This window comes from Actinomyces lilanjuaniae (assembly GCF_003606385.1).
GTDB lineage: Bacteria > Actinomycetota > Actinomycetes > Actinomycetales > Actinomycetaceae > Actinomyces > Actinomyces lilanjuaniae.
Genome location: NZ_CP032514.1, coordinates 1,140,232 through 1,166,339, shown reverse-complemented (window position 1 = coordinate 1,166,339; position 26,108 = coordinate 1,140,232). Strand labels below are relative to the sequence as shown.

At 69.3% G+C, this 26,108-nt stretch carries 21 protein-coding genes and 1 pseudogene; 10 read left to right on the top strand and 12 right to left on the bottom strand.

The genetic code is table 11. The features are described from left to right. Positions 1–84: 84 nt before the first annotated feature. The 3 genes from D5R93_RS04985 to D5R93_RS04975 all read right to left on the bottom strand — a co-directional run bounded on the left by D5R93_RS04985 (position 85) and on the right by D5R93_RS04975 (position 6,048). Positions 85–1,566, bottom strand: a complete 1,482-nt coding sequence (locus D5R93_RS04985; protein WP_120204158.1) for a M16 family metallopeptidase — start codon at positions 1,564–1,566, stop codon at positions 85–87. Between the two features lie 288 nt (positions 1,567–1,854). Further along, positions 1,855–3,357 carry a catalase gene (locus tag D5R93_RS04980; RefSeq protein WP_120204157.1) on the bottom strand — a complete coding sequence of 501 codons (1,503 nt, stop codon included), beginning with the start codon at positions 3,355–3,357 and terminating at the stop codon, positions 1,855–1,857. 408 nt (positions 3,358–3,765) lie between these two features. Next, entirely contained in the window at positions 3,766–6,048 is a 2,283-nt protein-coding gene (locus D5R93_RS04975; protein WP_243106957.1) for a polyribonucleotide nucleotidyltransferase, read from the bottom strand. Positions 6,049–6,616: 568 nt separating this feature from the next. On the opposite strand from D5R93_RS04975, the gene fucO reads away from it, so the two are divergent. After that, on the top strand, positions 6,617–7,768 hold the full coding sequence (fucO, locus tag D5R93_RS04970) for a lactaldehyde reductase (protein ID WP_119835685.1): 1,152 nt from the start codon (positions 6,617–6,619) through the stop codon (positions 7,766–7,768). Positions 7,769–7,811: 43 nt separating this feature from the next. Here the strand turns inward: fucO and rpsO are convergent, their stop codons facing one another. Further along, entirely contained in the window at positions 7,812–8,081 is a 270-nt protein-coding gene (rpsO, locus tag D5R93_RS04965; protein WP_119835686.1) for a 30S ribosomal protein S15, read from the bottom strand. A 454-nt stretch (positions 8,082–8,535) separates the two neighbouring features. Between rpsO and D5R93_RS04960 the strand changes: the two genes are divergently transcribed. After that, the gene (locus tag D5R93_RS04960; RefSeq protein ID WP_205570099.1) at positions 8,536–9,666 is read left to right on the top strand and encodes a CE1 family esterase; all 1,131 of its coding nucleotides are present in this window, start codon (positions 8,536–8,538) and stop codon (positions 9,664–9,666) included. 20 nt (positions 9,667–9,686) lie between these two features. On the opposite strand, the gene D5R93_RS04955 is transcribed toward D5R93_RS04960, so the two are convergent. Further along, the gene (locus D5R93_RS04955; RefSeq protein ID WP_119835687.1) at positions 9,687–10,805 is read right to left on the bottom strand and encodes a bifunctional riboflavin kinase/FAD synthetase; all 1,119 of its coding nucleotides are present in this window, start codon (positions 10,803–10,805) and stop codon (positions 9,687–9,689) included. A gap of 339 nt (positions 10,806–11,144) precedes the next feature. Here D5R93_RS04955 and D5R93_RS04950 point away from each other — a divergent pair, with 339 nt between their 5' ends. The 5 genes from D5R93_RS04950 to D5R93_RS04935 all read left to right on the top strand — a co-directional run bounded on the left by D5R93_RS04950 (position 11,145) and on the right by D5R93_RS04935 (position 14,904). Continuing rightward, positions 11,145–11,771 (top strand): TetR/AcrR family transcriptional regulator, encoded by a 627-nt coding sequence (locus tag D5R93_RS04950; RefSeq protein ID WP_119835688.1) that lies wholly within the window; start codon positions 11,145–11,147, stop codon positions 11,769–11,771. Further along, on the top strand, positions 11,768–11,947 hold the full coding sequence (locus D5R93_RS13975) for a hypothetical protein (protein WP_243106956.1): 180 nt from the start codon (positions 11,768–11,770) through the stop codon (positions 11,945–11,947). The genes D5R93_RS04950 and D5R93_RS13975 overlap by 4 nt, the downstream gene beginning before the upstream one ends. Further along, positions 11,899–12,543, top strand: a complete 645-nt coding sequence (locus D5R93_RS04945) for an MFS transporter (RefSeq protein ID WP_243106955.1) — start codon at positions 11,899–11,901, stop codon at positions 12,541–12,543. The genes D5R93_RS13975 and D5R93_RS04945 overlap by 49 nt, the downstream gene beginning before the upstream one ends. Before the next feature lie 47 nt (positions 12,544–12,590). Continuing rightward, on the top strand, positions 12,591–13,781 hold the full coding sequence (locus D5R93_RS04940) for an ABC transporter permease (protein WP_119835690.1): 1,191 nt from the start codon (positions 12,591–12,593) through the stop codon (positions 13,779–13,781). Between the two features lie 169 nt (positions 13,782–13,950). Continuing rightward, positions 13,951–14,904: an ABC transporter ATP-binding protein gene (locus D5R93_RS04935; protein WP_120204156.1), complete on the top strand. Its 954-nt coding sequence runs from the start codon at positions 13,951–13,953 to the stop codon at positions 14,902–14,904. 132 nt (positions 14,905–15,036) lie between these two features. Here D5R93_RS04935 and D5R93_RS04930 read toward each other — a convergent pair whose 3' ends face one another. The 3 genes from D5R93_RS04930 to rbfA form a co-directional block, all read right to left on the bottom strand. Beyond that, complete coding sequence (locus D5R93_RS04930) at positions 15,037–15,456, bottom strand: hypothetical protein (RefSeq protein WP_147392840.1); 420 nt, start codon at positions 15,454–15,456, stop codon at positions 15,037–15,039. A gap of 139 nt (positions 15,457–15,595) precedes the next feature. Beyond that, a complete protein-coding gene (gene truB / locus D5R93_RS04925) occupies positions 15,596–16,636 on the bottom strand; it encodes a tRNA pseudouridine(55) synthase TruB (RefSeq protein ID WP_423243320.1) in 1,041 nt (346 codons plus the stop codon). After that, complete coding sequence (rbfA, locus tag D5R93_RS04920) at positions 16,633–17,127, bottom strand: 30S ribosome-binding factor RbfA (RefSeq protein ID WP_119835694.1); 495 nt, start codon at positions 17,125–17,127, stop codon at positions 16,633–16,635. Before rbfA ends, truB begins: the two co-directional genes overlap by 4 nt. A gap of 242 nt (positions 17,128–17,369) precedes the next feature. Here rbfA and rarD point away from each other — a divergent pair, with 242 nt between their 5' ends. Both rarD and D5R93_RS04910 read left to right on the top strand, forming a co-directional pair. After that, positions 17,370–18,428 (top strand): EamA family transporter RarD, encoded by a 1,059-nt coding sequence (gene rarD / locus D5R93_RS04915; protein WP_120204153.1) that lies wholly within the window; start codon positions 17,370–17,372, stop codon positions 18,426–18,428. Between the two features lie 301 nt (positions 18,429–18,729). Beyond that, positions 18,730–19,827: a restriction endonuclease gene (locus D5R93_RS04910; RefSeq protein WP_162933841.1), complete on the top strand. Its 1,098-nt coding sequence runs from the start codon at positions 18,730–18,732 to the stop codon at positions 19,825–19,827. Here D5R93_RS04910 and infB read toward each other — a convergent pair. From infB to D5R93_RS04890, 4 genes and pseudogenes are all read right to left on the bottom strand, one after another. After that, entirely contained in the window at positions 19,737–22,442 is a 2,706-nt protein-coding gene (infB, locus tag D5R93_RS04905) for a translation initiation factor IF-2 (protein ID WP_423243319.1), read from the bottom strand. The genes D5R93_RS04910 and infB overlap by 91 nt on opposite strands. Before the next feature lie 410 nt (positions 22,443–22,852). After that, positions 22,853–23,218 (bottom strand): YlxR family protein, encoded by a 366-nt coding sequence (locus D5R93_RS04900; protein WP_279221417.1) that lies wholly within the window; start codon positions 23,216–23,218, stop codon positions 22,853–22,855. Between the two features lie 67 nt (positions 23,219–23,285). Next, a complete protein-coding gene (nusA, locus tag D5R93_RS04895; protein WP_119835699.1) occupies positions 23,286–24,326 on the bottom strand; it encodes a transcription termination factor NusA in 1,041 nt (346 codons plus the stop codon). 186 nt (positions 24,327–24,512) lie between these two features. Then, a pseudogene (locus tag D5R93_RS04890) lies at positions 24,513–25,005 on the bottom strand (ribosome maturation factor RimP). Positions 25,006–25,088: 83 nt separating this feature from the next. On the opposite strand from D5R93_RS04890, the gene D5R93_RS04885 reads away from it, so the two are divergent. Next, a complete protein-coding gene (locus tag D5R93_RS04885; protein ID WP_243106953.1) occupies positions 25,089–26,105 on the top strand; it encodes a Tat pathway signal protein in 1,017 nt (338 codons plus the stop codon). The last annotated feature ends 3 nt before the right edge of the window (positions 26,106–26,108 follow it).

Sequence of the window (26,108 nt, the reverse complement as noted above, 5' to 3'; positions counted from 1 at the left end):
GAGGACCCGAGACGTGCCGTCCAGGGGCGCGGTCCCGGGGAGGCGTGGCGACCACGCTCTCAGGAGGAGGACCTGGGGAGCGCGTCAGTCCCCCGGTCCCACCAGTACCTGGCAGCGCTCCTGGCTGACCAGCCACGCCGCCAGGTCACGCACCTCCTGGGCGGTGACCTGGTCCAGGAGGTGCAGGCTATGGTCCATGGAGCGCAGGCGCCCGGTCACCACCTCGCTGCGGCCCAGCCGACTCATCCTGGCCAGGGAGTCCTCGCCTCCCAGCACCATGGCGCCACGCAGCTGGCCGCGAGCGCGAGCCATCTCCTGCTGCGTAGGCCCGTGGGCGGCCAGCTTCTCAAACTCGCCGAGCATGACTGCCCCCACCTCCTCCACGTTGCGCGGCGCGCAGCCCGCGTACAGGCCGAAGGCCCCCGCCCCGGCGTAGGAGATATCAAAGGCGTAGGTGGTGTAGGCCAGCCCGCGCCTCTCCCGGACCTCCTGGAACAGGCGCGAGGACATACCCCCGCCTAGCACGGTGGTCAGCACGCTCATGGCCCAGCGACGCTCGTCACGCACCGGGATGCCCTGGCAGGCCAGGTAGATATGTGCCTGCTCCGTGTCACGCTCCACCCTCACGTCGTGAACCTCCAGGGGCGTGACGGGCTCGGCCTCGAAACGACGCGGCCTGGGTGCCACCGGGGAGGAGTCCCACCCCGCGCGAGCCAGGTCCTGGCTGACCCGCTCGCACAGCTCGTCATGGTCCACCGCTCCGGCAGCAGCCACGACCAGGGCGTCGGAGGCGTAGGTGCGCCGGTAGTGGTCCCACACGGCGTCGCGCGACACCTCGGAGACGGTCTCGTAGGACCCGCCGATCGGCCGACCCAGCGGGCTCCCCTCCCCGAAGGCGGCCCGGGCGAAGGCCTCCTGAGCGACCTCGGCAGGGTCGTCGGCGGCCTCAGCCAGCTCGGAGACGATGACGCCGCGCTCGGTCTCCACCTCATCGGGGTCTAGGAGGGAGGAGGTGACCATGTCCGTCACGACGTCCACAGCCCCCATGGCGTCAGGGGCCAGGACCCGGGCGTAGTAGGAGGTGTGCTCCTTGGAGGTGGCGGCGTTGGCCTCACCGCCGATCATGTCGAAGGCCTCGGCTATCTCGCTGGCACTGCGAGTCGCGGTGCCCTTGAACAGCAGGTGCTCCAGGAAGTGGGTCGAGCCCTCCTGCCCGCTGGCCTCGTCACGAGAGCCCACCCCCAGCCACAGACCGATCGCCGTGGAGCGCAGGCCTGGCACCGACTCAGTAATGACACGCACGCCACCGGGAAGCACGCTGCGGCGCGTCAACGCGCCGTCATCCTCCAGCGAGAACTCAGTGCCTGCCTGTCCGGGCTCGCCGCGCACCAGCTCGGCCTCGGTGTATCCCTCAGAGAGCTCCACACCGCCGACAGGTGTCACCGCCCCGGCCCCCGGGGAGGAGCCGGACGCTGGCTCTGCGCCACCACCTGCCGTACTACCTGCCCTACCGTCAGCGGCACGAGCTGTCACGCTGCGTGCCGCACTACCTGCTGCACTGGTCATCACCGGCTGAGCCTACCGAACAGCGAGGGCTCCAGCAGGCCGGCCCCAGGTGTCAACCCACCTGGCACGCAGCCAGTCCTTGCTGACACTCTCCACCCGGGTGGGATCCGTGCCAGGTGGGCTGGCACGGATCCCACTGAGATGGAAGTGTTCACAGGGACTATCCCGCCCCACCCAGAGAATGTGATATCAAGCACAAGGTCTGGCCTCCTCGCGGGACGCTGCGCCCACCTGTCAGGTCAGGCGATCCGCCCTGGGGGCTGCACCCAGGCCGAGCCCCCTCGTAAGTCACTCCTCCTCTGAGTCTCCCTCCCGCAGCGGCGTTCGCTCCACCGAGACGGTCCCTGTCTGGGAGGAGAGCCGGGCGACGGCGTCCCTGATGCGCTGGCCGACAGCCGCGTCAATACTGTCCCAGTACCACAGGGCACGCTCCAGCACCTCGGCCCGCTCGACCTGGACCAGGCTGGTCGAGACCGTCTCCACCAGCCGTCGGCGCTGGGCCTCGGTAAAGACGTCACGTACCAGGATGCCAGCCTGGCTGAAGTCGTCGTCGTCCTCCCGGAGAGTCTGGGCGGCGACCACCATCTCGCCGTCAGCCTCCCACCCGTCCTCCAGGCGACCCTGCTCGTCAGCATAGGGGCGTCCACCAGAGTTGGCGGCGTAGGTCGGCTGGCCGCCAGAGTGGAAGTAGCGCATCGGCCCGTCGAAGGTGTAGGTGTTGGCGTGCTCACGCACCTCCGGCAAGGGCTGGTTGACCGGCAACTGGTCGTGGTTGACGCCGAGCCTGGCCCGGTGGGCATCGGCATAGGCGAAGACACGGGCCAGCAGCATACGGTCTGGGGAGAACCCGATGCCCGGGACGATATTGGAGGGGGCGAAGGCCGCCTGGTCGATCTGGGCGAAGAAGTTCTCCGGGTTCTCGTTGAGCGTCAGCGTCCCCACGGTGATGAGCGGGTAGTCCGCGTGGGGCCAGGTCTTGGTCAGGTCGAAGGGGTTGATCCGATAGGTCTTGGCCTCCTCGTAGGGCATGACCTGGATGGACAGCGTCCAGCTCGGGTAGTCGCCCCGCTCGATGGCTTCGAACAGGTCGCGGCGGTGGAAGTCAGCGTCCACCCCGGCCAGCTCCTCGGCGTCCTGGCCGCCCCAGTTCTCCACACCCTGGTTGGTGTGGAAGTGGAACTTGGTCCAGAACCGCTCACCCGCCTCGTTGATGAGCATGTAGGTATGGGACCCGTAGCCGTTCATGTGCCGCCAGGTGCGCGGCAGGCCCCGGTCCCCCATGAGGTAAGCGACCTGGTGGGCGCTCTCTGGGGACAGAGTCCAGAAGTCCCACTGCATGGTCTGGTCACGCAGGCCCTTGTCCCCCAGGCGCTTCTGGCTGCGGATGAAGTGGGGGAACTTCATGGGGTCCCGCAGGAAGAAGACCGGGGTGTTGTTGCCCACCAGGTCCCAGTTACCCTCGCTGGTATAGAACTTGAGGGCGAAACCGCGCACGTCGCGCCAGGTGTCAGGCGACCCGGCCTCCCCTGCGACGGTGGAGAACCGCAGTAGTGCGCGCGTGCGCGCACCCGGCTGCAGAGCGGCAGCCTTGGTGTAGCGGCTGATGTCGTGGGTGATGACCAGCTCACCGAAGGCTCCCGAGCCCTTGGCGTGGGGCTTGCGGTCAGGAATGTTCTCGCGGTTGAAATGAGCCAGGGAACTGACCAGGTGGTGGTCGTGGAGCAGCAGCGGCCCATCCGGTCCTAGGGTGATGCTGTGACGCTCGCTCGTGGCCGGGGCGCCGTTGGCCATTGTGGAGCCAGAGTCGCCACTCGGTTTAATTGGATTTTCCAAAATATTACCTCCTCGTCGACGGTAAGCACAATAGAAGCACGAAGAGCCTCAGATCACCAGCCGGTTGCGGCCACAACCACCGAGAGGAGCGTCAATCGGGAGAATATCGCCAGAAGACCCGCACCAACGACAGCGCTCACCAGCGTCGACCGTGTCACGACAAGGCCGACACCTCCCCTATTCATCACCCTCCTGTTGCGAATTACCAGACAGAAGGATCACGGACCCACTAGGGGAACAGACCGAGCACGCACGGTGGGGCCGAGCCTTCCGGCCCGGCCCCACCGCAGTAGTGACCAGTAACGACCAACAACGACTAGCAGTGCCAGCAGCAGCTGCCGAGGACGCCCTGGTCGCAGCGGACTTCTACTCGTCCTCGGAGTAGTCCACCGCACGCGTACGTCGCCGACGCGGACGGCGCTCGCGCCGCTGGCCGTCACCATCGTGGTCCCGGCGGCCCCAGTGCTCGGAGTGGCTCACCGCCTTGCGAGCGGCCTCGTTCTCTGCCTCGGCAGCCAGCTGCTCGTCAGTGAGGACCGCGTTGAGGGAGAGCTTGCCGCGCTGGTCGATCTCCGCGAGCTCGACCTGGACCTTGTCACCCACGTTGAGGACGTCCTCAACGTTCTCAACACGCTTGCCGCCCACCAGCCGACGGATCTGGGAGACGTGGAGCAACCCGTCCTTCCCCGGTGTCAGGGACACGAAGGCACCGAAGGTCGTGGTCTTGACCACGGTCCCCACGAAGCGCTCGCCTATCTCCGGCATCTGCGGGTTGGCGATGGCGTTGACGGCCTCACGGGCAGCCTCCGCCGAGGGGCCGTCCGCAGCACCGATGTAGACGGTGCCGTCGTCCTCGACCGTGAGGTCAGCGCCGGTATCCTCCTGAATCTGGTTGATCATCTTGCCCTTGGGGCCAATCACCTCGCCGATCTTGTCCACAGGGATCTGCACGGTCAGCACCCGCGGAGCGGTGGGGGCCATCTCGTCAGGGGCGTCAATAGCCTGCGCCAGCACGTCCAGGATGAAGAGGCGCGCGTCGCGCGCCTGCCCCAGCGCCCCGGCCAGGACCTCGGAGGGCAGGCCGTCCAGCTTGGTGTCCAGCTGCAGGGCAGTGATGAAGTCGCGGGTACCGGCAACCTTGAAGTCCATGTCGCCGAAGGCGTCCTCACTGCCCAGGATGTCGGTGAGCGTGGCCCACCGGGTCTCGCCGTCGATCACCTCGTGCATGAGCCCCATGGCGATACCGGCCACAGGCGCGCGCAACGGCACGCCCGCATTGAGCAGGGACAGCGTGGAGGCGCACACCGAGCCCATGGAGGTGGACCCGTTGGAGCCTAGGGCCTCCGAGACCTGGCGGATGGCGTAGGGGAAGTCCTCCCGGCTGGGCAGCACCGGCACTAGCGCACGCTCAGCCAGGTTGCCGTGCCCGATCTCTCGACGCTTGGGAGCACCCACACGCCCGGTCTCACCGGTGGAGAAGGGGGAAAGTTGTAGTTGTGCATGTAGCGCTTGTGGGTCACGGGCGAGAGGTCGTCCACCTGCTGCTCCATGCGCAGCATGTTGAGCGTGGTCACCCCAGGATCTGGGTCTCCCCCGCTCGAAGACAGCCGACCCGTGGACGCGGGGCAGGACCTCCACCTCCGCGGCCAGGGTCCGGATGTCCTTGAGGCCGCGGCCGTCCATGCGCACACCCTCGGTCAGGGTGCGGTGGCGCACGATCTTCTTGGTCACGGAGCGGAAGGCGGCCTTGAGGGCCTTGAGGTCCTCCTCGGCGGGGAAGGACTCACCGACCTCGGCGAGCACCTGCTCCCTAACCGTGTCCACGGCCTCGTCACGAGCCTGCTTGCCCTCGGTGGCCAGGGCTGCGGCAAGACCACGGGCCTGCGCCGCCTTCTCCACAGCGTCGTACTGCTCGTCAGTGTAGTCCAGGTAGAGGGGAAACTCCGCCGTGGGCTTGGAGGCGTGGGCGGCTACCTCGCCCTGGGCCTCGCACAGCGCCTTGATGTGCGGCTTGGCCGCCTCCAGGCCCTCGGCAACGACCTCCTCGGTGGGGGCGACGGACCCGGCCCTGATCAGGTCCCAGGCGTTCTCGGTGGCACCGGCCTCCACCATCATGATAGCCACGTCACCGGAGTCCAGGACCCGGCCGGCCACCACCATCTGGAACGTGGCCTGCTGCTGCTCGGAGTAGCGGGGGAAGGCGACCCAGCTGCCGTTGACCAGCGCGATACGGGTGCCTGCCACCGGCCCGGAGAAGGGAAGGCCGGCGATCTGGGTGGACATGGACGCGGCGTTGATAGCCAGGACGTCGTAGTCGTCATCAGGGTGGATCGCCAGCACCGTCTCAACGACCTGGACCTCGTTGCGCAGCCCCTTGACGAAGGAGGGGCGCAGCGGACGGTCGATGAGACGGCAGGCGAGGATGGCCGAGGTGCCGGCCCTGCCCTCGCGCCGGAAGAAGGATCCGGGGATCTTGCCTGCCGCGTACTGACGCTCCTCCACGTCGACGGTGAGCGGGAAGAAGTCAAACTGGTCCTTGGGCTGCCTGCCGACGGTCGTGGCGGACAGGACGGCGGTCTCACCGTCGAGGTAGGCCATGGCGCTTCCAGCAGCCTGCTTGGCCAGACGACCCGTCTCGAAGCGAACCACACGCTTGCCAAGGGGCCGTTGTCAATCACTGCCTCCGCGGCAGTGACCTCGGGATCATCAATGAACATCTGCGATGCGTCTCTTTCTCGTGATCTGGGCCAGGCCGTGGCCTTCGATCGAGGCCCACGCAAGCAGGTACCACCCCGCCCAACCCGCTGCGTGACCCAAGGAGCATACCCTGAGAGCCACAACGTGCCTGGCAAGAGGTCCCGATTCCGGGGGCCACCACCGAAAACCGACGGCGGCCGACATCCGCGGCGCGGAGACCTGTCTGCCCCGCGCGCGAGGCCGCTCAGATCGGGGCGCTGGCAGGCGCCTTGAGAGCAGCCGCAGTGGATAATACCGTGCGAACACAGCCTGTGGCGCCAAGGTGACCAGCGGGTCACGTGAGATCGGCCGCGTAGGTACGCCTCCCTCGCCCCGGCCCAGCGTCGTCTCGCCACCAACCCGGGACCTTGGGGCTCTGGTGCCGCGCAGCCCAGAGTGCCATCGTGCCAGCAAGACCACCAGGAACCAGCACCCGACAAAGCCAGAGGGCACCGTCAGCCCCCAGAGAGGACAGACCGCCATGACCCACCGCATGATCCTCAACCAGACCGGCTACTTCGGTCGTGGCTCGATCAGTTCCATTGCCCCCGAGATCATCCGCCGGAACCTGACCAGGGCCTTCATCGTCACCGACCCGGCCCTAGTGGGCAACGGTACCGTAAGACGGGTCACCGACCTGCTGGACGAGGCCCGCGTGCCCTGGGACATCTTCTCCGACGTCGTGCCCAACCCGCCGGTGGAGAAGGTCCAGGCAGGCCTGGCCGCCTTCCGGGCGTCAGGGGCCGATGTCCTCATCGGCCTGGGAGGGGGCTCGCCCCAGGACACCTGCAAGGCGATCTCCGTCATCGCCACCAACCCGGAGTTCGAGGACGTCGTGAGCCTGGAGGGGCAGTCCCCGACCAGGAACCCGGGCGTGCCGATCATCGGGGTTCCCACCACCGCAGGAACCGCCAGCGAGACCACGATCAACTACGTCATCACCGACACCTCCGCGCAGCGCAAGTTCGTGTGCGTGGACCCGCACGACATCCCAGTTGTGGCTGTCGTCGACCCCGACCTCATGGACGGCATGCCCCGCTCCCTCAAGGTGGCCACTGGCCTGGATGCGCTGACCCACGCCATCGAGGGATACGTCACCCCGGGCGCCTGGGAGCTGAGCGACGCTCTGTGCCTGCGCTCGATCCAGATGATCGCCGCCAGCCTGCGCGCCGCCGCCGACGGGGACCCGGAGGCGGTAGAGCAGATGGGCCTGGCGGCTTACATCAACGGCATGGCCTACTCCAACGTGGGCCTAGGGCTCGTCCACGGCATGGCCCACCCGCTGGGCGGGCGCTACGGCGCCCCTCACGGCGTAGCCAACGGCATCCTGCTGGCCCCGGTCATGGCCTTCAACGCCGAGCACACCGGGGAGAAGTACCGAGACATAGCCCAAGCCTTCGACGTGGCCGACTCCCGGACCATGCCACTGGACCAGGCGCGCGCCGCCGCCGTCGACGCCGTCGCCACCCTGGCAAAGGAGCTGGGCAACCCGACCAGGATCTCGCAGATCGGCGTGGACGCCTCTGGGATCGATGCCCTGGCCGACGACGCCTTCGCCGACGTGTGCACTCCGGGTAACCCACGCCCCGCCACCCGCGAGGACATTCACACCCTGTACACCTCGCTGCTGTGAAGACAGGCGCAGCCCCGGGACGAGCCTGTGTCCACCGCCCGCCCTACCGGCGGATACCGAGGCGGGCGATCAGGGAGCGATAGCGCTCGATGTCCTCCCTCATGAGGTAGTCCAGGAGGCGGCGACGCTTACCGATGAGCAGGTAGAGCCCCCGGCGCGAGTGGTGGTCGTGGATATGGCCCTTGAAGTGCTCGGTCAGGTTGGAGATGCGCTCGGTCAGGATGGCGACCTGGACCTCGGGTGAGCCCGTGTCGCCCTCGTGGGTCGCGTACTCGGCGACGAGCTGCTGCTTGCGCTGGGGGCTGATCGACATTCGGACTCCTCAAGTCTCGTTGCGCGGAGCACCGGGGCAGGTTCTCCCGGGCATGACTCGTCCGCGGCCGGTCTACGGCGGCGCAAGACTACCAGCGGAGGCGGGGTCCTGCGCCACCACCTCCTGTGGGGCAGAACACCTACCGAACAGCACCAGCAGGGCGCCTGGAAAACGCCCCACAGGCAGCCCACGAGGACTCCATGAGGCAGCCGACAGGAAGGCACCCTGGCAGGGAGGGGATGCGGGCACGATCAGAGACGACGGTAGACTCCAGCCCGGTCTGCCTGACGCCGCGCCAGCCACGTTCCCGCAACCACTCCCGCCACAGATGCCGCGGGGCCGACACCGTGCCCCGGCCATCCCTCCACCCCTACGCCCCTCCGCTCCCATATCCTCCCAGCCCCCACCCGACCAGGACCCCCTACCAGCACCAACGACCGGAAAGGACCGATCGATGCACCGCCGGAGCCGCCGCACCCTGCCTGCCCTCTTTCTGTGCGTCTTCCTGTCCGTCGTCGTGTTTCTCGGCATGGCCACCTACCTGCTCCCCGAGCCCGGCACCCACAGCCCCTCGGCCGCACCCACGGCGACTGCCAGCCCCGCCAGCACGGGGTGCGACTCGCAGCTGTCCCCTGGCACGACCACCGTGCAGGTCACCTTCTCCGGGCAGCGCTACCCCGTCCGCGTCCACCTGCCCGAGGAGCCCTCTATCCAGGGTGCCGAAGACGGCACCCGCGACGAGCTCCCCGACCAAGCCACCCCGGCGACTGACCAGGAGGCCCTGGCGCTGGTCCTTGACCTTCACGGCTCCGGTGCCAACGCTACCGCCCAGGCGCAGATCAGCGGTCTGGACGAGATCGCCGACGCTCACGGCTTCGTCGTGGCCCAGCCGACCGCCGCGATCCCGCTGGAGTCGGACAGCCCGCTCCCCGACGGGAGCTGGGCCTGGAACGTCCCCGGCGTCCCGATGGTCGCGGGAGACTACCCTCCTGAGGACGCCCGTGACGACGTCGCCTTTCTCACTGCGGTAGTGGACCACCTGGTCCAGACGGCCTGCGTGGACTCCCAACGTGTCTACGCCACCGGCTTCTCCGGTGGCGGGCGCATGGCCAGCGCCCTGGCCTGCGCCCGGCCCGGTCTGCTTGCCGCGATCGCCCCCGTGGCCGGGCTGCGCGCGGGCAGGGCCGCCTACGACAACACCTCCGAGACCGACCCTCTGACCTGTGACCCGGCTACAGGGGTCCCCGTGCTCACCTTTCACGGCACCGACGACTGGGTCAACCCCTACGAGGGCAATGCCGACCCCCGCTGGGGCTACTCGGTGAACACCGCTCTGGGGCGCTGGGCGGAGCTCAACCAGTGCACCGAGCCGCCCACTCAGACCCAGGTCAGCGAGCAGGTGCTGCTCACCTCCTACAACGACTGCTCCGGCGGCTCCGGGCGAGTACAGGGCTACACCCTCACTGGTGCGGGCCACACCTGGCCGGGAAGCGAGGCAGACTTCGGCGAGCTGGGAACCGTCTCTCAGGAGATCGGCGCCTCGGAGCTGATGTGGGAGTTTTTTGCCAAGCACCCCGGCCGGTAGCCGCCTGCGGCAGTACGGGGCTAGGCCGTGACGTCCTCCGGCCGGATCGGGCCGGGGACGGGCACGCCCAGGATCTGCGCAGTCTGGGCGACGTCCTGGCGCATCTGGACCAGCAGGGGGTCCAGTCCGTCAAAGGCCAGCATGGGGCGCAGGTACTCCACCAGCTCGACGCCAACCTCCTCCCCGTACAGGTCAAGGTCGCAGCGTCCCAGCACGTGGGCCTCCACGGTGCGCTGGGGAACATCGTCGAAGGTCGGGTTGGTGCCGATGGAGACCGCCGCGGGCAGGCGCTCCACCTGGTACCCCACCTTACGGACAGCCTGGGCACCTAGAGCCTCCCGGCCGCCGCTGCCCTGGTTCTCGCTGTTCTCGCTGCTCCTGGCGTCCTCACCGCGCCGACCGCGCACGAGCCAGCCAGCATAGACGCCGTCCGCAGGGACCACACCGGCGGTAGCCGCGTCCAGGTTGGCGGTGGGGAAGCCTAGCTCCCGCCCGCGGCGCTGGCCGTGGACCACCCTCCCGCGCAGCCGGTGAGGGCGGCCCAGGATGTCAGCGGCCTCACGCACCTGCCCCTTCTCCAGGCAGCGCCGCACCCAGGTGGAGGACCACCGGCGCCCCTCCTGAGAGCTGACCTCACCCAGGATCTCCACGTCGAGACCGACCGCACGGCCGATCCTGCGCAGGTAGGAGGCGTCCCCCGCGTTGTCGCGCCCAAAACGTACGTCGTCACCAACGACGACGGCCCTGGCTCCCAGAGTGCCCAGCAGCCAGGTACGCACGAACTCCTCCGGCTTCTGGGCGGCAAAGTCGAGGTCGTAGGTGACCACGAGGACGGCGTCCAGCCCGGCCTCCTCCAGGGAGGCCAGACGGTCCGTCAAGGAGGTGATGAGCGCGAAGCGCTGCTCGGGGTGGTGGACGTGACGGGGGTGCGGGTCGAAGGTCATGGCCACGGCCAGCGGCCGGACCCGCCCCTGCCCTGTCCCCTCCGCCATCTCGTGGGCGCGCTCGACCACACGGTCCAGGACCGCCCGGTGCCCACGGTGCACACCGTCGAAGACGCCAACTGTCACCACGCTGCCCGGCCCTGCGGCCGCGCCCAGGGACGCAGGAACCTGCTGCGCGCTGTACCAGACCTCCACCGCGTCCCATCCTGTTTCTCGATCCACCCGGCAGGCTGCACGGACCGTGCCGGTCTTGCGGGTCAAACCCTGCCACGACCAGACCGTGCCGCGCGACCCCGCCAGCCCTGACACGCCCGCCCTGGCACACCAGTGCTCGCACACCCGTCCCGACGCGTCTGCCCAGACACGCCCCGGCTTGACCCGACCGCCGAGCATCGCTATGGCCCTTCTCGACCGACGGTCGGTCGATGTGCTGAGCCAAGCACCGACGAGACGTCAGCAGCCAGGAAGACCCGGGAAAGTCCAGGAAACCCAGGGAAATCCAAGAAGAGCAACGAAAGAAGGGAGGGCCGCACCGTGCCAGCCGCCCGATCCGCCAAGCCTGCGCCCCAGCGGCGTACCGAGATCCTTGACGCCGCCCAGCACCTGTTCGCCACCCAGGGGGTCCAGGCGACCTCCATGGAGGACATCCTCTCCAGGGTCGGTATCGCCAAGGGGACGCTCTACTACCACTTCTCCTCCAAGGAGGAGATTCTCCACGCCCTCATCTCCCGCACCACCAGCAGAGTGGCTGAGCGGGCCCGAGACGTCGCCACCAGCCAGGAGCCCACCATCCGCAGGTTCCTGCTCATCGTGGCCGCCGCGCGCGTCGACGAGCCAGAGCGTCGGCTCGCCGAGGAACTCCACGCAGCGGACAACGCCGCGTTCCACGTCCTGTCGATCGTCGAGACGGTCCGCAGCCTGGTACCGGTCCTCACCGAGGTCGTCGAGCAGGGGGTCTGCGAGGGGGTCTTCGCCACCGAGCATCCCCGCGAGGTCGTCGAGATCCTCCTGACCAGCGCCAGCATGCTCCTGGATGAGGGCATCTTCGCCGGTGAGCCGCAGGAGGCCCAGCGACGTGCGGCCGGGATCGTCCACGCCGCCGAGACGCTGCTGGGCTGTGAGCCCGGAGCGCTGGCGCCAGCCCTGGAGAGACTGTCATGAGGTACCTCTACCTCCTGCTGGCTGGCGTCCTAGTCAACTCCCTGGGCAGCGGCCTGACCGCCTTCGGCCTGGCGGTCTTCGCCTACACCACCTACGGCACCGCCTCAGCGGTGGCCATGGTCCAGCTGTGCGCCTTCGCCCCGTCGTGCTGCTGGCCCCCGCGGCCGGCGCCCTAGCCGACCACTTTGACCGTCGTCTCATGATGGTCCTCGGCGACGGCGGGTCCGTCCTGGGCCTGGGCGTGGTCGTGCTCGCCCTGAGCACGCCCTCTCCCCGGCTGGGACACATCCTCCTGGGGGTGGTCCTGTCCTCCTGCCTGGCCGCGCTCACCGAGCCGGCACTGCGCGCCTCCGTGAGCGACCTGGTGGACCCACAGGACCATGTCCGCAGCTCGGGGCTCCTGCAGGCGGCATCCTCCGCCCGCTACCTGCTGTCCCCGGCGCTGGCTGGCCTTCTTCTGCCCCTGACGGGCCTGCGGGCGCTGCTCGTGCTCGACGCCGCCACCTGCCTGGTGACGGCCGCCTGCTCCTGGAGCGTCATGCGGGCGGTGGGACGCAGGCCAGCCGAAGCCTGGGGCAGCCGGGCCGACGTCGTCAACCACACGCTGGGAGGCTGGCGGGTGCTCGCAGCCCAGCCCGCTCTGAGAGCGCTCGTGGGCCTCATGACAGTCATGACGCTGCTCCTGGGTACCCTCCAGGTCCTGGTCAAGCCCATCCTGCTGCCCCACGCCGATGCCGCCGCGACAGGGCGGGCCGAGACCCTGGCCGCCTGATTGCCTCCACCTGGGCCACGCTGCGGCGACTGAGACGGATCCCCGCCGTGGAGGCTCTGCGCAGCACGACCAGCGGCGGGCTGGCCAGGCGCCGTCACCGCTGGAGCCTCGCCAGGGCGCGCCGCCTGCCCGTCCAGGTGTGGATGGGGGTGCGTGAGGCGTGCCGCCCCAGCAGCGCGCTCCTGACCGGGGTCCTGGCAGTGTGCGCGCTCACCATGGTTCTTCCGGCCAGCGCCTACACCACCCTGGAGGATCCACGCTTCATCACCTACCTGGGTATCGGCGAGGCCGACATCCGTATTGACGTCTACTCCGGTTCCGGCGACCTGGCACAGGTAGAGGACGTCGTCGGCTCCGAGACCCGCATCACCCACCACACCACCCTGCTGAGCCGCCGATACGAGATGGCCGCCTCCGAGGGACAGTGGGAGTCGGTCGTGGTCGAGGTCGGCGACCATGACGCCATCCCCCTGAGCTACGTCTCGGGGGAGCCTCCCACCAGTCCCGACGAGGTCGCCCTGTCCACCGCCCAGGCGGAGGCGGTAGGTGTCGAGACAGGGGCGCGGGTCCCCGTGCGCACCGCGGACGGAACCGTCGACCTCACCGTCACCGGCACCTACCAGGATATCACCAACGGAGGGCGCACGGCCAAGGCCGTCCTCGACGACGGCAGCCCGGATCTGTGGCAGGTGGTCTACGCCGACCTGGAGGATCCGCAGCAGGGCGACCTCGTGGTCGACAGCCTCAGAGCCAGCCTGCCCGACGCCCAGGTCAGGACGACCGACGACTACGCCTCACAGGTGCTCGGCGCCACCAGCAGCCAGCTGCGCACCGTTGCCGTCCTGGCCTGCGCCGTCGCCCTGGGGCTGGCCTTCCTCGTCACCACCCTGCTGACCACCCTCCTGGTCTCCCGGGAGAGGCAGGCTACCGCTGTGCTCAGTGCCCTGGGCTGCACCCGGAGGGACGTCACCCTCCAGTACCTGACCCGTTTCATGACCATCACCCTGGCAGGCCTCGCCCTGGGCGGCCTGGTGGCTGCCACCGCAGGCCAGCAGGTCATCGGGGGCGTCCTGTCGGCACTGGGCGGAGGAGGCGCGCAGATCCAACTCCTTGCCCGCCCGTGGCTGGTCGGAGGGGCCGTGCCGCTGGCGCTGGCTGCGTGCGTGGCGGGGGCCGTCCTCGTAGCGCTGCGAAGGCTCCCCGCACCCACGCTCACGACCCTGGGAGCAGGCGAGTGAGACCGGGTAGAGGCAGGTGGCAGGAGCCCTCCCGCGCGGGCACGCCCGCTACCGTCCGGCCTCCTCCCGGTAGTACCGCGGCGGCGTGCCCGACGAGGCACCACAGAGCAGCCGCGAGCACCCACAAGCACCTCCAAGCACGACATCAGCCCAGGACAGGAGAACCAGCATGACAGCACCCAGGACAAGCAGCACGACGACATCGGCCCAGGCCTCGCAACCGACCAGAGACAGCAGGACCACGAGACCGCCGGCCTCCACCGTCGCAGGTGTCGAGCACGAGGCCGCCAACCCTTCTGTCCCCGCGCTCCGAGCCCGAGGGCTCACCAAGAGCTATGCCAGGAGCTGTACCAAGAGGTACGGCAGGAGCCGTAGCCTGGCCTGGGCCAGACCCCGAGCCGGGACAGCGCCGGAGGACTCTACCACCCCCGTGCTGGACAGCCTTGACCTCACCATCGAGCGGGGACAGCTCGTCGCCGTCATGGGACCCTCCGGGTCAGGCAAGTCCACGCTCCTGCACTGCCTGAGCGGCATGGACCGGCCCACCTCAGGCGCAGTGCTCCTGGAAGGCACCGACCTCACCACCCTGACGGAGCCCGAGCTGGCGGCACTGCGCCTGTCCCGCCTGGGACTGGTCTTCCAGCAGCCCCACCTGCTGGCGACCCTGAACCTGCTGGACAACATCGTCCTGCCCGGCCTCATGGCCGGTCACCGCCCCCGGCGCGAGGTCGTGTCACAGGGTCGTGAGCTCATGAGCCGTATGGGAATCGCTGAGCTCATGGGCTCCGACGTCACCCAGGCCTCGGGTGGTGAGCTCCAGCGTGCCGGCATCTGCCGCGCCCTGATCAACGACCCTGACATCGTCTTCGCCGACGAGCCCACGGGAGCCCTCAACTCAGCCACTGCCGCACAGATCCTCGACCTGCTCACGGAGATCCACGTGTCAGGAACCACCATGGTCGTCGTCACCCACGACGCCCGTGTGGCGGCCAGGGCCGACCGGGTGCTGATTCTGGTGGACGGCGCGGTGGTGGAGGACCTCAGCCTGGGCGGGTTCAGGCAGGACGAGGCCTCCTCACGGCTGGCGATCGTGTCCGAGGCCCTGGGACGGCACTCTGTCTAGCAACCGCTGGGAGCCCCGGCTCCGCAGTCTGGTCCCAGCCTGAGCAGTCTTGTCAAGCCCGTCTGGAGCGCTGCGCCCTGGCCCAGGGTCTGGTCCCAGCCTGAGCAGTCTTGTCGGGCCTCGGCACCCGCCTCAGTGCCCGCCGCAGCCGCAGGCGGACCGGCGGTGCTCCTCGTGCCCGGCGCGGCCGCCGCCGCAGCCACAGCCGCCCGAGGGCGCCGCGGAGACGTCTCGCAGTCCCAGCTGGTTACCTGCCTTGCGTCCCGGTAGGACTCCCGCGGCCTGCCCTGCTGCCGTCGTCGGGGTGCCTGCGCTCCCCTCTGCCTGCATCAGCACGGAGACAACAGCCTGGGCGATCGCTGCAGGACTGCCCGGTTGCGCAGGGGCCTCCTGCTCGGGGGCGTCGGGAGCCCCGGTGCCCTCAGGTGGCTGGCCGTGCCCACCGCAGCCGCAACTACAGCCCTGTCGTGAGACGCCGTCCTGGCTCACGCCGGTTTCCCTCGTCTCCTCGCTCTTGGCTGTCGTACCTGATGCCTGTGTTGTCTGTGTCATGGGAGCGTGCTCCTGCCTGTTCCCCGCAGTCCTGCTTCTCGCAGCACTTCTCACGATTCTCGCAATACTGGCCGCTTCGGCCGCTCGTGGCGGCCCAGCCCCGCCGAGTCCTGGATTCTGCCAGCAGACGGCCTCCCGCTCACGCCGGGGCCAGTACCAGCACTGGACGGGCTCTGGTGCCCTTGCGAGCCAGCAGCGCCACGAGGGTACCGTCCGGGTCAAGTCCCGCGACCACGTCCTGCCCCTGGGCCGCCTTGGAGGTGACGGGCCGCTCGGGGAGCTGTGCCTGGTCCAGGAGCGCCGCCTCCAGCGGCTGCCCGTATCCCAGCGCACGGGCCTGGGAGGTGGTCAGACCCACCGTGGGCAGGCAGCGGCGAGCCACCGCGCCCAGAGGAAGTACCGGCAGCCCCCGCGGGTCGCCGGACGCGGCATCAGCCTCCACCTGGACGCTCAGCTCCTCCAGTGTGGCTGCCTCGCCACAGTCGAAGGGTCCCACCGAGGTGCGGCGCAGCGTGGCCAGGTGCGCCCCACAGCCCAGCGCCCGGCCCAGGTCCCGGGCCAGGGCACGCACGTAGGTCCCAGAGGAGCAGGCCACGTGCAGGTCGACGTCGACCACCGCGGTGCCGTCCCGCGCCGTGGCCGGGCGTGGCTGCCCGAGCAGACCTATGTGGTGGACCACGACCTCCCGGGCCGCCAGCCCGACCTCCTGTCCCGCTCGCACCCGCTGGTAGGAGCGCCTACCGTCCACCTTGACCGCGGACACGGCGCTGGGAACCTGCATGATCCGCCCTGTCAGCGGGGCCACGGCCTGCTCGAGGCGGGGTAGTAGCACATCCTGAGGCTGGCAGCCGGTACTGGCCGTCACCGGCCCCTCAGCATCCTCGGTGAGCGTCTCCTGCCCCAGCCGCACAGTGGCCTCGTAGGTCTTGTCCGCACCCACCAGGTAGGTGAGAAAGCGGGTCGCACGGCCCACCCCCAGGACGAGCAGACCGGTCGCCATGGGGTCCAGGGTGCCCGCGTGCCCGACCTTGCGGGTGGCCGCCAGACGTCGCAGCGCCCCCACGACGTCGTGGCTGGTCACGCCCTGGGGCTTGTCCACCAGGACGAGGCCGTCGGGCGCAGCCACCCCGGCTCGCGCGACGCGCAACCGCGGACGGGCTGCGGCAGCGCCAGCACTCACCGGAGCCCGTCGAGGCCGCCGGAGCCGTCACCACCGCTCAGGTCGTCAGGGCCGCCTGGTTCGTCAGGACTGTCGGGATCGTCGTGGCGGTAAGGGTCTGCCTCCCCGGCGTAGGAGGCGCCGCGAGCGGCCTGGGATATCTGCCGGTCACGCTCACGCGCCTGGGCCAGGGCCTCCTCCATGGTCCTGGCAGTGTCAGGCAGCGCGTCACGCTGGAAGAACAGGGCCGGAGTCAGCCGGATGCCTAGTGCCCTCCCCACCTCCGAGCGGATCAGTCCCCTGGCTGACTCCAGCGCCGCGGCCGAGGAGTCCTGCTCCTCCTGAGAGCCGTAGACGGTGTAGAAGACCGTCGCCTGCTGGAGGTCACCCGTCACACGGACGTCAGTGATTGTGACAAAACCGAGCCGAGGATCCTTGAGGCGGTGGAGAAGACGGGCCACGGTCTCGTGGATGCGGTCGGCGACCTTGCGGGCGCGAGCGGGGTCAGCCATAACGGATCCTCCTGGGGGCGCGGGCTCCTCGTCAGGTCCTGGCGAGGTAGTAGTGACAGGGGCCGGTGACACGGATGCCGGGGTCTGGGCGACACACGTCACCAGCGGGTGTGCGGCCGCTGGCCCGTCCGGCAGCCGCCGGTCAGCCGGGGCGCACCTGCCTATGCTACGCAGCGCACGACCCAGGTGGAGCACGACCCGGGTACAGTCAGCACTATCTCCCCAACGCGAACGGACCGCTCATGACACCTCCTGACCGGGCTGGCAGGACCAACCGGGCTGGCAGGGTTGGCAGGACCAACCGGGCTGACTGGGCTACCAGGAGTCACAGGACCGGCCAGGTCAGCGCTCCTCCCCCCGATCCTGCTCCCGGCCCCGGCCACCATGCCACCACGACCCGTACCGGGGCTGCCCTGGTCCTGGGGTGCTACGTGCTGTGGGGGTTCTTCCCCCTGTACTTCCGCCTGCTGTCGGCAGCGGGCAGCCTGGAGGTCATCGGCAACCGGGTGGTATGGACCCTGGCTACCTGCCTGGTGCTGACCGCCGTGCGCCACCGCTGGCGGGTGCTGTGGTCCGTGGCCTCCACGCCCGGCCTGCTGGGGACGCTGGCCGTCTCTGGTGCGCTGGTGAGCCTCAACTGGCTGGTCTACGTCTACGGCGTCACCACCGGGCGCACCGCCGACGCCGCCCTGGGATACTTCATCAACCCCCTGGCCACCGTGGCGCTGGCGGCCCTGGTGCTGGGCGAGCGCCTGCGCAGGGCCCAGGTCGTGGCAGTAGGGCTGGCAGCGGCCGGTGTCGTAGTCCTGGTCGTGCTCCAGGGGTCGCTGCCCTGGATCTCCCTGGCCCTTGCCCTCAGCTTCAGCCTTTACGGCCTGGTCAAGAAGCAGGTCGGTACCAGGGTCGACGCCCTGACCGGGGTGGCGGTGGAGACCGCGGCCATGTCTCCCCTGGCACTGGCCTACCTAGGGTGGCTGGCAGCTCACGAGAGCCTGGTCGTACAGGCTTCACCGCTCCCCCTCCCTCTGGTGGTGCTGCTGGTGGCAGCCGGACCAGTCACGGCGCTGCCCCTGCTGCTCTTCGCCGCCGGGACCCGTCAGGTCCCCCTGTCCCTGGTCGGACTAAGCCAGTACCTCACCCCGATTACCCAGTTCCTACTGGCCTGGGCCGTCTTCAGGGAGGACATCTCCCCGGCCCGGTGGGCAGCCATGGCTCTGGTGTGGGCCGCCGTGGCTGTCCTGGTCACCGATACCGTCCGCCAGGTCGCCCGGCGCCCACGCCCTCACCTCACGAACCCGTGACAGCTGTGCACCGTTCCGGAGAACCTGCGAGGGACCCCGGCCTCATGCCTGCTCCTTGTCACTAGCATCCCCGGCGTGACCTCCCAGCAGAAGGGGCACCACGTAGCGCCACCCGCCGGGGAGGCCTCCAGGGAGGCCCTCCGCTACCCCGGGCGCGTGGGAGACCAGACCAGGCACAGGGCCTGGTAGCGAGTCGACCAGGACCAATCAGGACAAGGAGCACCATGACTTCTGCGGCACCCTTCGCAACAGTCTCCGCAACGATCTTGACGGCGGCCCCAGCATCCACGGAGTCCGGCCGGTGCTGACCACAAGTCTCCTGCCTGCCCTGATCCTTCTCGGCCTCACCGCACTGGTTATCACCCGAAGCGGACCACTGACCCAGCTCCTTCTGCGAGACGCGGCCAGCAGGCAGCTGTCCGTCAGGCTCTCCCCCCGGTTCCGGGTCCTCCCTCTCCTGCGGCGACAAGTGCCAGGCAGCTTCACCCTGGCCTATCCCCGGTGGCCCTACACGGACAGCAGCAGCTCCCGAGGGTATGAGGAGACGGACGACCGAGGTAGCGGACCGTGGTCAGTCCTCGAGGTCGGCAGGTGGAAGATCCTTTGCCATGACGTGTACCACCTCTACGAGCTGGTCCTGGAGGTACGGGCCGCAGGGACTCCCGTGGCCTACTCCGACCATGAGATCCTCACCCGGAGAGCCGCACGCGACCAGGTGCACCCCCTCCAGGGGCTCACGGTCCTGGCAGGAGACGAGGGACCCAGCGCCACTACCGTGGGAGCGGGCGACCACGCAGCCAGTGAGACCGACCCCGGGGACACACACAGGGGCCTTGACGCCATCATCGCCCACTGCGACAGCAGGCCGACGGCCTTCGAGTCCTTCTGCGCCGACCTCTTCCGGGCGCACGGCTACCACGTTGCGGTCACGCCGTCCTCGCGCCCGCGGGGATTCAACCTGCGCCTGCTGCGCAACCAGCGCATCTCGCTCGTAGAGTGCCTCTACGATCAACACGACCCCGTTGATGTCCCTGTCGTCGAGAGGCTGCGCAGCGCCAGCGCCCGCGAGCACGCCGACGCCCTGGTCGTGGTGACGACCGGCTCGTTCACCCTGGAGGCGACTTCCCTAGCCCGCCAGAAGGACGTCCGGCTCGTTGACGGCCAGAAGCTGGTGGCCATGTGCCGCCAGGTGTGGGGAACCTTCCTGGAGAGCACCGCCCCGACCGAGGTCGGGCCGGTGCACGACGTGGTGGGGGCCTCCTCCCGGATACCGGGAGGAGGCCCCCACCACGACCGTGAGCGCCAGGCTCAGGAACGAGGCTTCTCCCGCATCTCCCAGGTCTCAATGACGTCGCCCTCAGCGATGTCCTTGAACCCCAGGTTGATACCGCACTCGTAGCCCTCACGGACCTCGGTGACATCGTCCTTCTCCCGGCGCAGTGTCTCGATGGACAGGTCACCGTTGACGACGACGCCAGCCCGCACCAGACGCGCCTTGGCGCCACGCCTGATGGTGCCAGAGCGCACGAGGGACCCGGCGATCGAACCGAACTTCGAGGAGCGGAAGATCTGGCGAACCTCTGCCGTCCCCAGCTCGACCTCCTCGTAGACCGGCTTGAGCATGCCCTTCATAGCGGCCTCGACGTCCTCGATCGCGTTGTAGATGACCGAGTAGAACTTCATGTCCACGCCCTCGCGGTCGGCAATCTCCGAGACGCGCTCGGCAGGGCGGACGTTGAAGCCGATGATGATCGCTGAGTCCACGGTCGCCAAGTTGACGTCGTTCTGCGTAATCGCGCCCACCCCGCGGTGGATGACACGCAGCGCGACCTCCTCGCCGACGTCGATCTTGAGCAGGGAGTCCTCCAGGGCCTCCACGGCGCCCGAGGAGTCGCCCTTGAGGATGAGGTTGAGCGTGTCGACCTTGCCCTCCTTGAGGACGTCGGAGAGGTTCTCCAAGGACACCCGCTTGCGGCGCTTGGCCAGCATGGCGGCACGCTCGGCAGCCTCTCGCTTGTCCGCGATCTGACGGGCCGTGCGGTCGTCAGGAGCCACGATGAAGGAGTCCCCGGCACTGGGTACGTTGGTCAGGCCCAGGACCAGTGCCGGACGCGCGGGACTGACCTCCTCCAGGTTCTCACCGTGCTCGTTGAACATGGCGCGCACGCGCCCGTAGGCGCTGCCTGCCACAATCGGGTCACCGACGTGCAGGGTACCGCGCTCGACCAGGACCGTGGTCACGGCACCACGCCCCTTGTCCAGCTTGGCCTCAATGGTGACACCGCGAGCATCACTGTCCGGGTTGGCCCGCAGGTCCAGCGCGGCATCAGCCGTCAGCAGCACCGCCTCCAGCAGCTCGTCAATGTGGAGACGCTGCTTGGCGGAGATGTCGACGAACATCGTCTCGCCACCGTACTCCTCAGGCACCAGGCCGTACTCGGTGAGCTGGCCGCGGATCTTCTCCGGGTTGGCCCCCTCCTTGTCGATCTTGTTGACCGCCACCACGATCGGCACGTTCGCGGCCTGGGCGTGGTTGAGGGCCTCGACCGTCTGGGGCATGACGCCGTCGTCGGCGGCCACGACAAGGATCGCGATGTCGGTGACCTCGGCCCCCCGGGCACGCATAGCCGTGAAGGCCTCGTGACCCGGGGTGTCGATAAAGGTGATGCGACGGCTCTCCCCTGCCAGCTCGACCCCCACCTGGTAGGCACCGATCGACTGGGTGATACCGCCGGCCTCGGCAGCCACGACATCTGTAGAGCGGATGGCGTCCAGCAGCTTGGTCTTACCGTGATCGACGTGCCCCATGACCGTGACCACCGGGGGACGCGGGAGCAGGTTGGCGTCGTCCTCGTCGGCCTCCTCAGCCTCCAGGTTGATGTCGAAGGACTCCAGCAGCTCTCGGTCCTCGTCCTCCGGGGAGACGATCTGCACGTTGTAGCCCAGCTCGGCACCCAGCAGCGCGAAGGTGTCCTCGTCCAGGGACTGGGTAGCCGTAGCCATCTCACCCAGGTGGAACAGCACGGTGACCAGTGCCGCCGGGTTGGCGTTGATCTTCTCCGCCAGGTCGGTCAGGGTAGCGCCCTGCTTAACACGCACCAGGGTGGAGCCGTCACCGCGGGGGACGACGACACCGCCGATCGACGGGGCGCTCTGCTGCTCGAACTCCTGCCTCTTGGCCCGCTTGGACTTGCGCCCGCGCGGGGCGCCGCCGCCACGGCCAAAGGCGCCCTGGGTGGACCCGCGTCCGCCACGGCCTCCACGAGGACCGCCAAAACCGCCGCCCGGGCGGCCTGAGCCGCTACCAGGACGCCCCCCACCGGGGCGCCCGCCACGGCCACCGCCACCAGAACGAGCCGGGGCACCCGGACGTCCGATAGAGGACTGGCCCGGCATCATGCCCGGGTTGGGACGGGCGCTGCCAGAACGTGCCGGTCCCGGACGGGCCGACGTCTGGGAGCGACCACCGCCACCAGCCGACTGGGGCCGCGGCCCCCCGGGACGAGGACCCCCCTGGGGCCGAGGGCCTCCTGCCCCGCCGGGACGGGGCATGCCCTGAGAGGAGGCGTAGGGGTTGTTACCAGGCCGTGGGCTGCCGGGACGCGCGGAGCCCGAGCCGCCCGGGCGCCCTGTCCGCCCTCCTGTCCCGCCGGGACGGGGCATGCCCTGAGAGGAGGCGTAGGGGTTGTTACCAGGCCGGGCCGGGCCGGGCCGGGGCCCGGGCGTGGACGCGCCGCGCCGCGGCCCGGGCACAGGAGCCTTCCTGGAGGTGGGGGAGCCCGACGTCCCCGCACCACGACTACCAGTCCCAGGCCTGACAGCATCCTGGGGCTGCGGCCGGGGACGGTCACGGTCAGCCGCGGCAGCCGTCCCGGTCGGCTGGTCCTCTACCGTCCTGCCGGGCGCCTCCGATCTGGGCGAGGCGCCTACGGGTCCGGGCTTGGGCGAGGCACCGCCAGGTCCCGGCCTGGGCACGGGCTTGGGCGAGGCACCGCCAGGTCCCGGCCTGGGCACGGGCTTGGGCGAGGCACCACCGGGTCCCGGCCTGGGCACGGGCTTGGGCGAGGCACCGCCAGGTCCCGGCCTGGGCACGGCCTGCGGGGTCGCACCTGCCTCACGGGAGGTGGCACCCCCCGAGGAGACGGGGTCGTCTGGTCGGCCTGCGCCGCGAAGTGCTCGCGAACCCGGCGAGCGACGGGGGCTCCACCGTGGAGGAAGCCGCCTTGACGAACTCTCCTTGGTCCTTGAGCCAAGCAAGGATCACCTTGGAGGTGACCCTCTTGCCAGTGGGGTCGAGCTCTTTGGCGAGCTCGTGCACGCGTGGTTTAGCCACTTTTCTCCTGTCCGGTTACCCACCCCGGACAGGGGTGGGTGCTTCTAGAGGCAGCTCATCGCCGGGTACTCATCGGGTGCCCATCAGCTTCCTACCCGCCTTTGCCATCGGTCGGCCTGCTACCCGGAGGGACAGCAGGGCCCGTGCTGAGCCGCCCAGCCAGCCACCGCCAGACCAGGTCGGAGTCAAGCGGTGCGCTGACACGCAGGGCACGCCCGAAGGCCCGCCTCCGCTCAGCACGGGCGACGCACTGAGGATCCGGGTGGATCCATGCGCCGCGTCCGGGCGCGGCCGCCCGGAGGTCGACATCGAGCACTCCGCCCGGTGCCAGCACGAGACGCACCAGCTGCGCCCGCGGGACCCGTTCCCGGCAGCCGACGCAGGTCCGCTCAGGAACATGTGGTGCACGTGCCAAGGTACAGAAGTTCCTTCCGCTTGCTGGGCCACCTGCCGACACGCTGCTGTCACGAAGACGCAGCAGCCGCAAAGGTCCGCTAAAAGTCTACCTCTCGGCGTCACCGCCGTCAGTCGGCCACCTCTGAGGGGCCCGTCACGTCGTCGGCCTGGGAACCCCGCCCCGGCAGGACCTCACCAGCCTCGGCGTCGGCGTGGATGTCAACTTTCCACCCCGTCAGACGGGCGGCGAGACGGGCGTTCTGCCCCTCTTTGCCGATGGCCAGGGAGAGCTGGAAGTCCGGGACCACGGCCCGGGCGATCTGCTCCTCCATGCTAAGCACCTCCACCGAGGAAACCCGCGCTGGCGAGAGGGCGTTGGCCACGAACCGCGCAGGGTCCTCCGAGTAGTCGACGATATCGATCTTCTCCCCGCCGAGCTCAGCCATGACCGCGCGCACGCGCTGCCCCATGGGTCCGATGCAGGACCCCTTGGCGTTGACCCCACGGACACGGGCACGCACCGCCATCTTGGTACGGTGCCCGGCCTCCCGGGCCAGGGCGACGATCTCCACGTCCCCGGAGGAGATCTCGGGCACCTCCTTCTCGAAGAGTCTGCGGACCAGGCCGGGGTGCGTGCGGGAGAGGATGATCTGGGCACCCTTGACGCCTCGGGAGACCTCCGTGACGTAGACGCGCAGCCGGTCGCCGTGGCGGTAGCGCTCCCCCGGAACTTGCTCGTGCGGGGGCATGATGCCCTCGTGCTCCTCGTCAAGACGGACATGGACCACCCTGGGGTCCCGCCCTTGCTCAACCGTGCCGGAGATGAGCTCACCGGTCTTGTCCTTGAAAGTCCCCAGGACCTCGAAGTCACGCCGGTCCTGGATCCTCTGGACGATGACGGAGCGAGCCGTCGCCTGGGCGATGCGGCCGAAGTCGTCCGGGGTGTCGTCAAAGTACTCCCCCGTCGGCTGGTCCTCCTCGTCGACCTCGGGCGCTAGTACGCTCATGTGCCCCGTCCTGCGGTCGATCTCGACGTGCGCACCCCGGATGGCACCCGGAACCTTAAAGTAGGCCCCCAAGATGGCGTCCTCGATAGCGGGCAGGAGGTTGTCCAGGTCAATCCCCAGCTCGTCAGAAGCCCCTCGCAGCTCCGGCATGTTGATGTCCATGGGTCCTATCGTCCTCTCTCATCCATCTGTCGTCCGTGGCGGTCACGTGCAACGCCGTCTGCAGCACCGTACTCAACAGCGCTCAACCCAATGGTGCTCACGGTACTCTGCGCCCCCTGCGCCCGCTCCCCCGAGACGGTACCCACAGGCACGGCCGCGCTACCTTGTCGCTACCTCGTCACGGGATCAGAATCCGGATACCACCATCCGGGCGGCCGTGACGGCCTCCAGGGCGACCACCGTCACCTCTCCGTCGACATCCAGGGTCACGTGGGTCTCATCCGCCTGCGTGACAGTCCCGCTAACCTCGCCCCGCGCGGTGACCAGAAGCACGTCGTGGCCCACAGCACGCCGAAAGTGGCGGGGCGTGGTCAGGCTGCGCTCCGCCCGGGGGTCGAGACCTCCAGGGTGTAGCGGCCCTTGACAGGGTCCGCCTCGTCCAGGGCCGTCGAGACCGCCGAGGAGACTCCCTGCAGGGAGTCCAGCGGGAGGTCGCCCGGACCGTCGGGAGGTCAACAAGGACCCGCACCACGGAGAACCTCCCCGCCCTGGTAGTCTCCACCCCCTCCAGGAAGAGGCCCTCACGCTCCACCACCGGACGCAGCAGTGTGGCAAGGGCATGGTTGTCATGTCTGCCGTGACGGTCGTGACCCCCTCCACCGTAACTCGTGTCTGCCATAAGGTCGGCTCCCCTCCTGAGGCGTACCCTGTCCGGGCGTGGTCTGGCTAGGATCATGCTACCTGCCGTGGGAGGATCACCAGGTGACGAGTCCCCTAACGCCGCCCCGCCTCGCTCCTGCCTCGCGCCGCCCGACAGGCCGGGAAGCAGGAGAACGACTGGCACGCGGGAGCACCTGCCTCCTGGTGGTGCTCCTCGCGGCGCTGCTCAGCGGCTGCGGGCTACGTCTGGGAGAAGGAACGCCAGCCTCACTGCCCCAGCCTTCTGCCCAGGAGTCCGTGCGCGACGCACTGGCTCGGCACACCTGGCTCATCTCCTCCAGCGCCGCCGTCGTGGCCCGATCCGAGGACCGGCAGGCTGAGGCCGCGCAGCAGGTGGAGACGGCAGCAAACTCCCAGCTCGACGCCCTGGGCGGGGTGTGGGAGCCGTGGGCGTCCGAGGTTCCGACGCGCTTTCCCACTGTCAGCCCAGCGGCCACGGCCGCAGCGACCGCCACCAGCGAGGACCTGGCCGCGCTCCTCAGCGAGGGCGTCACCCTGGCCCAGGAGGCGGCCATGAGCGCACCCTCCGGCCAGGAGGCCCGGCTCTACGCCTCACTAGCCGCCTCCTGGGCCGTCCAGCACGAGACCGTCTCCCCCGGATCGACCACCTCGGTCCCGCGCAGCTCGCTGGACACGCCCCAGCAGATCAGCAGCGGGCTGCTCGCTGCCTACGACGCAGCCCGCTACGCCTGCCAGGAGGTGGCCGCGCGCGCGCAGGCCGCCACGCGTGAGCGCGCCACCCAGGACGCGGCCTCCGCCTCCACTGCTGTCAGTGCCGCGTTGGCTGCCGGCAGCCAGGACAGCCGTCTTTCGTCCTATGCGAGCCCCTCCCAGCAGTCTTCTGAGGCCTCTGCAGCAGACACGGACGTCCTGTGGGCCCAGACCGTGTGGTCAGACGTGGTTGACCACGAGGCCCTGGAGACGGCCTCCACGCAGGCAGGGTCCCCCGCCCGGCAGGCTGCCGTGGAGGCGACGACCGACGCGGCCCTGCGCGCACACGCCTGGGGGACACAGCTGTCCTCCCTGCCCGGCTACCTGGAGTCCTCAGAGTCGCCCTAAGAA

What these genes read in the sequence shown, in the direction of transcription:
- D5R93_RS13975 (WP_243106956.1), top strand. Translation starts at nt 11,768, where the DNA reads ATGAGGTACCTCTACCTCCTGCTGGCTGGCGTCCTAGTCAACTCCCTG.
- rbfA (WP_119835694.1), bottom strand. Translation starts at nt 17,127, where the DNA reads ATGGCTGACCCCGCTCGCGCCCGCAAGGTCGCCGACCGCATCCACGAG.
- rarD (WP_120204153.1), top strand. Translation starts at nt 17,370, where the DNA reads ATGACACCTCCTGACCGGGCTGGCAGGACCAACCGGGCTGGCAGGGTT.
- D5R93_RS04980 (WP_120204157.1), bottom strand. Translation starts at nt 3,357, where the DNA reads ATGGCCAACGGCGCCCCGGCCACGAGCGAGCGTCACAGCATCACCCTA.
- fucO (WP_119835685.1), top strand. Translation starts at nt 6,617, where the DNA reads ATGACCCACCGCATGATCCTCAACCAGACCGGCTACTTCGGTCGTGGC.
- D5R93_RS04930 (WP_147392840.1), bottom strand. Translation starts at nt 15,456, where the DNA reads ATGACACAGACAACACAGGCATCAGGTACGACAGCCAAGAGCGAGGAG.
- D5R93_RS04985 (WP_120204158.1), bottom strand. Translation starts at nt 1,566, where the DNA reads ATGACCAGTGCAGCAGGTAGTGCGGCACGCAGCGTGACAGCTCGTGCC.
- D5R93_RS04935 (WP_120204156.1), top strand. Translation starts at nt 13,951, where the DNA reads ATGACAGCACCCAGGACAAGCAGCACGACGACATCGGCCCAGGCCTCG.
- rpsO (WP_119835686.1), bottom strand. Translation starts at nt 8,081, where the DNA reads ATGTCGATCAGCCCCCAGCGCAAGCAGCAGCTCGTCGCCGAGTACGCG.
- nusA (WP_119835699.1), bottom strand. Translation starts at nt 24,326, where the DNA reads ATGGACATCAACATGCCGGAGCTGCGAGGGGCTTCTGACGAGCTGGGG.
- D5R93_RS04960 (WP_205570099.1), top strand. Translation starts at nt 8,536, where the DNA reads ATGCACCGCCGGAGCCGCCGCACCCTGCCTGCCCTCTTTCTGTGCGTC.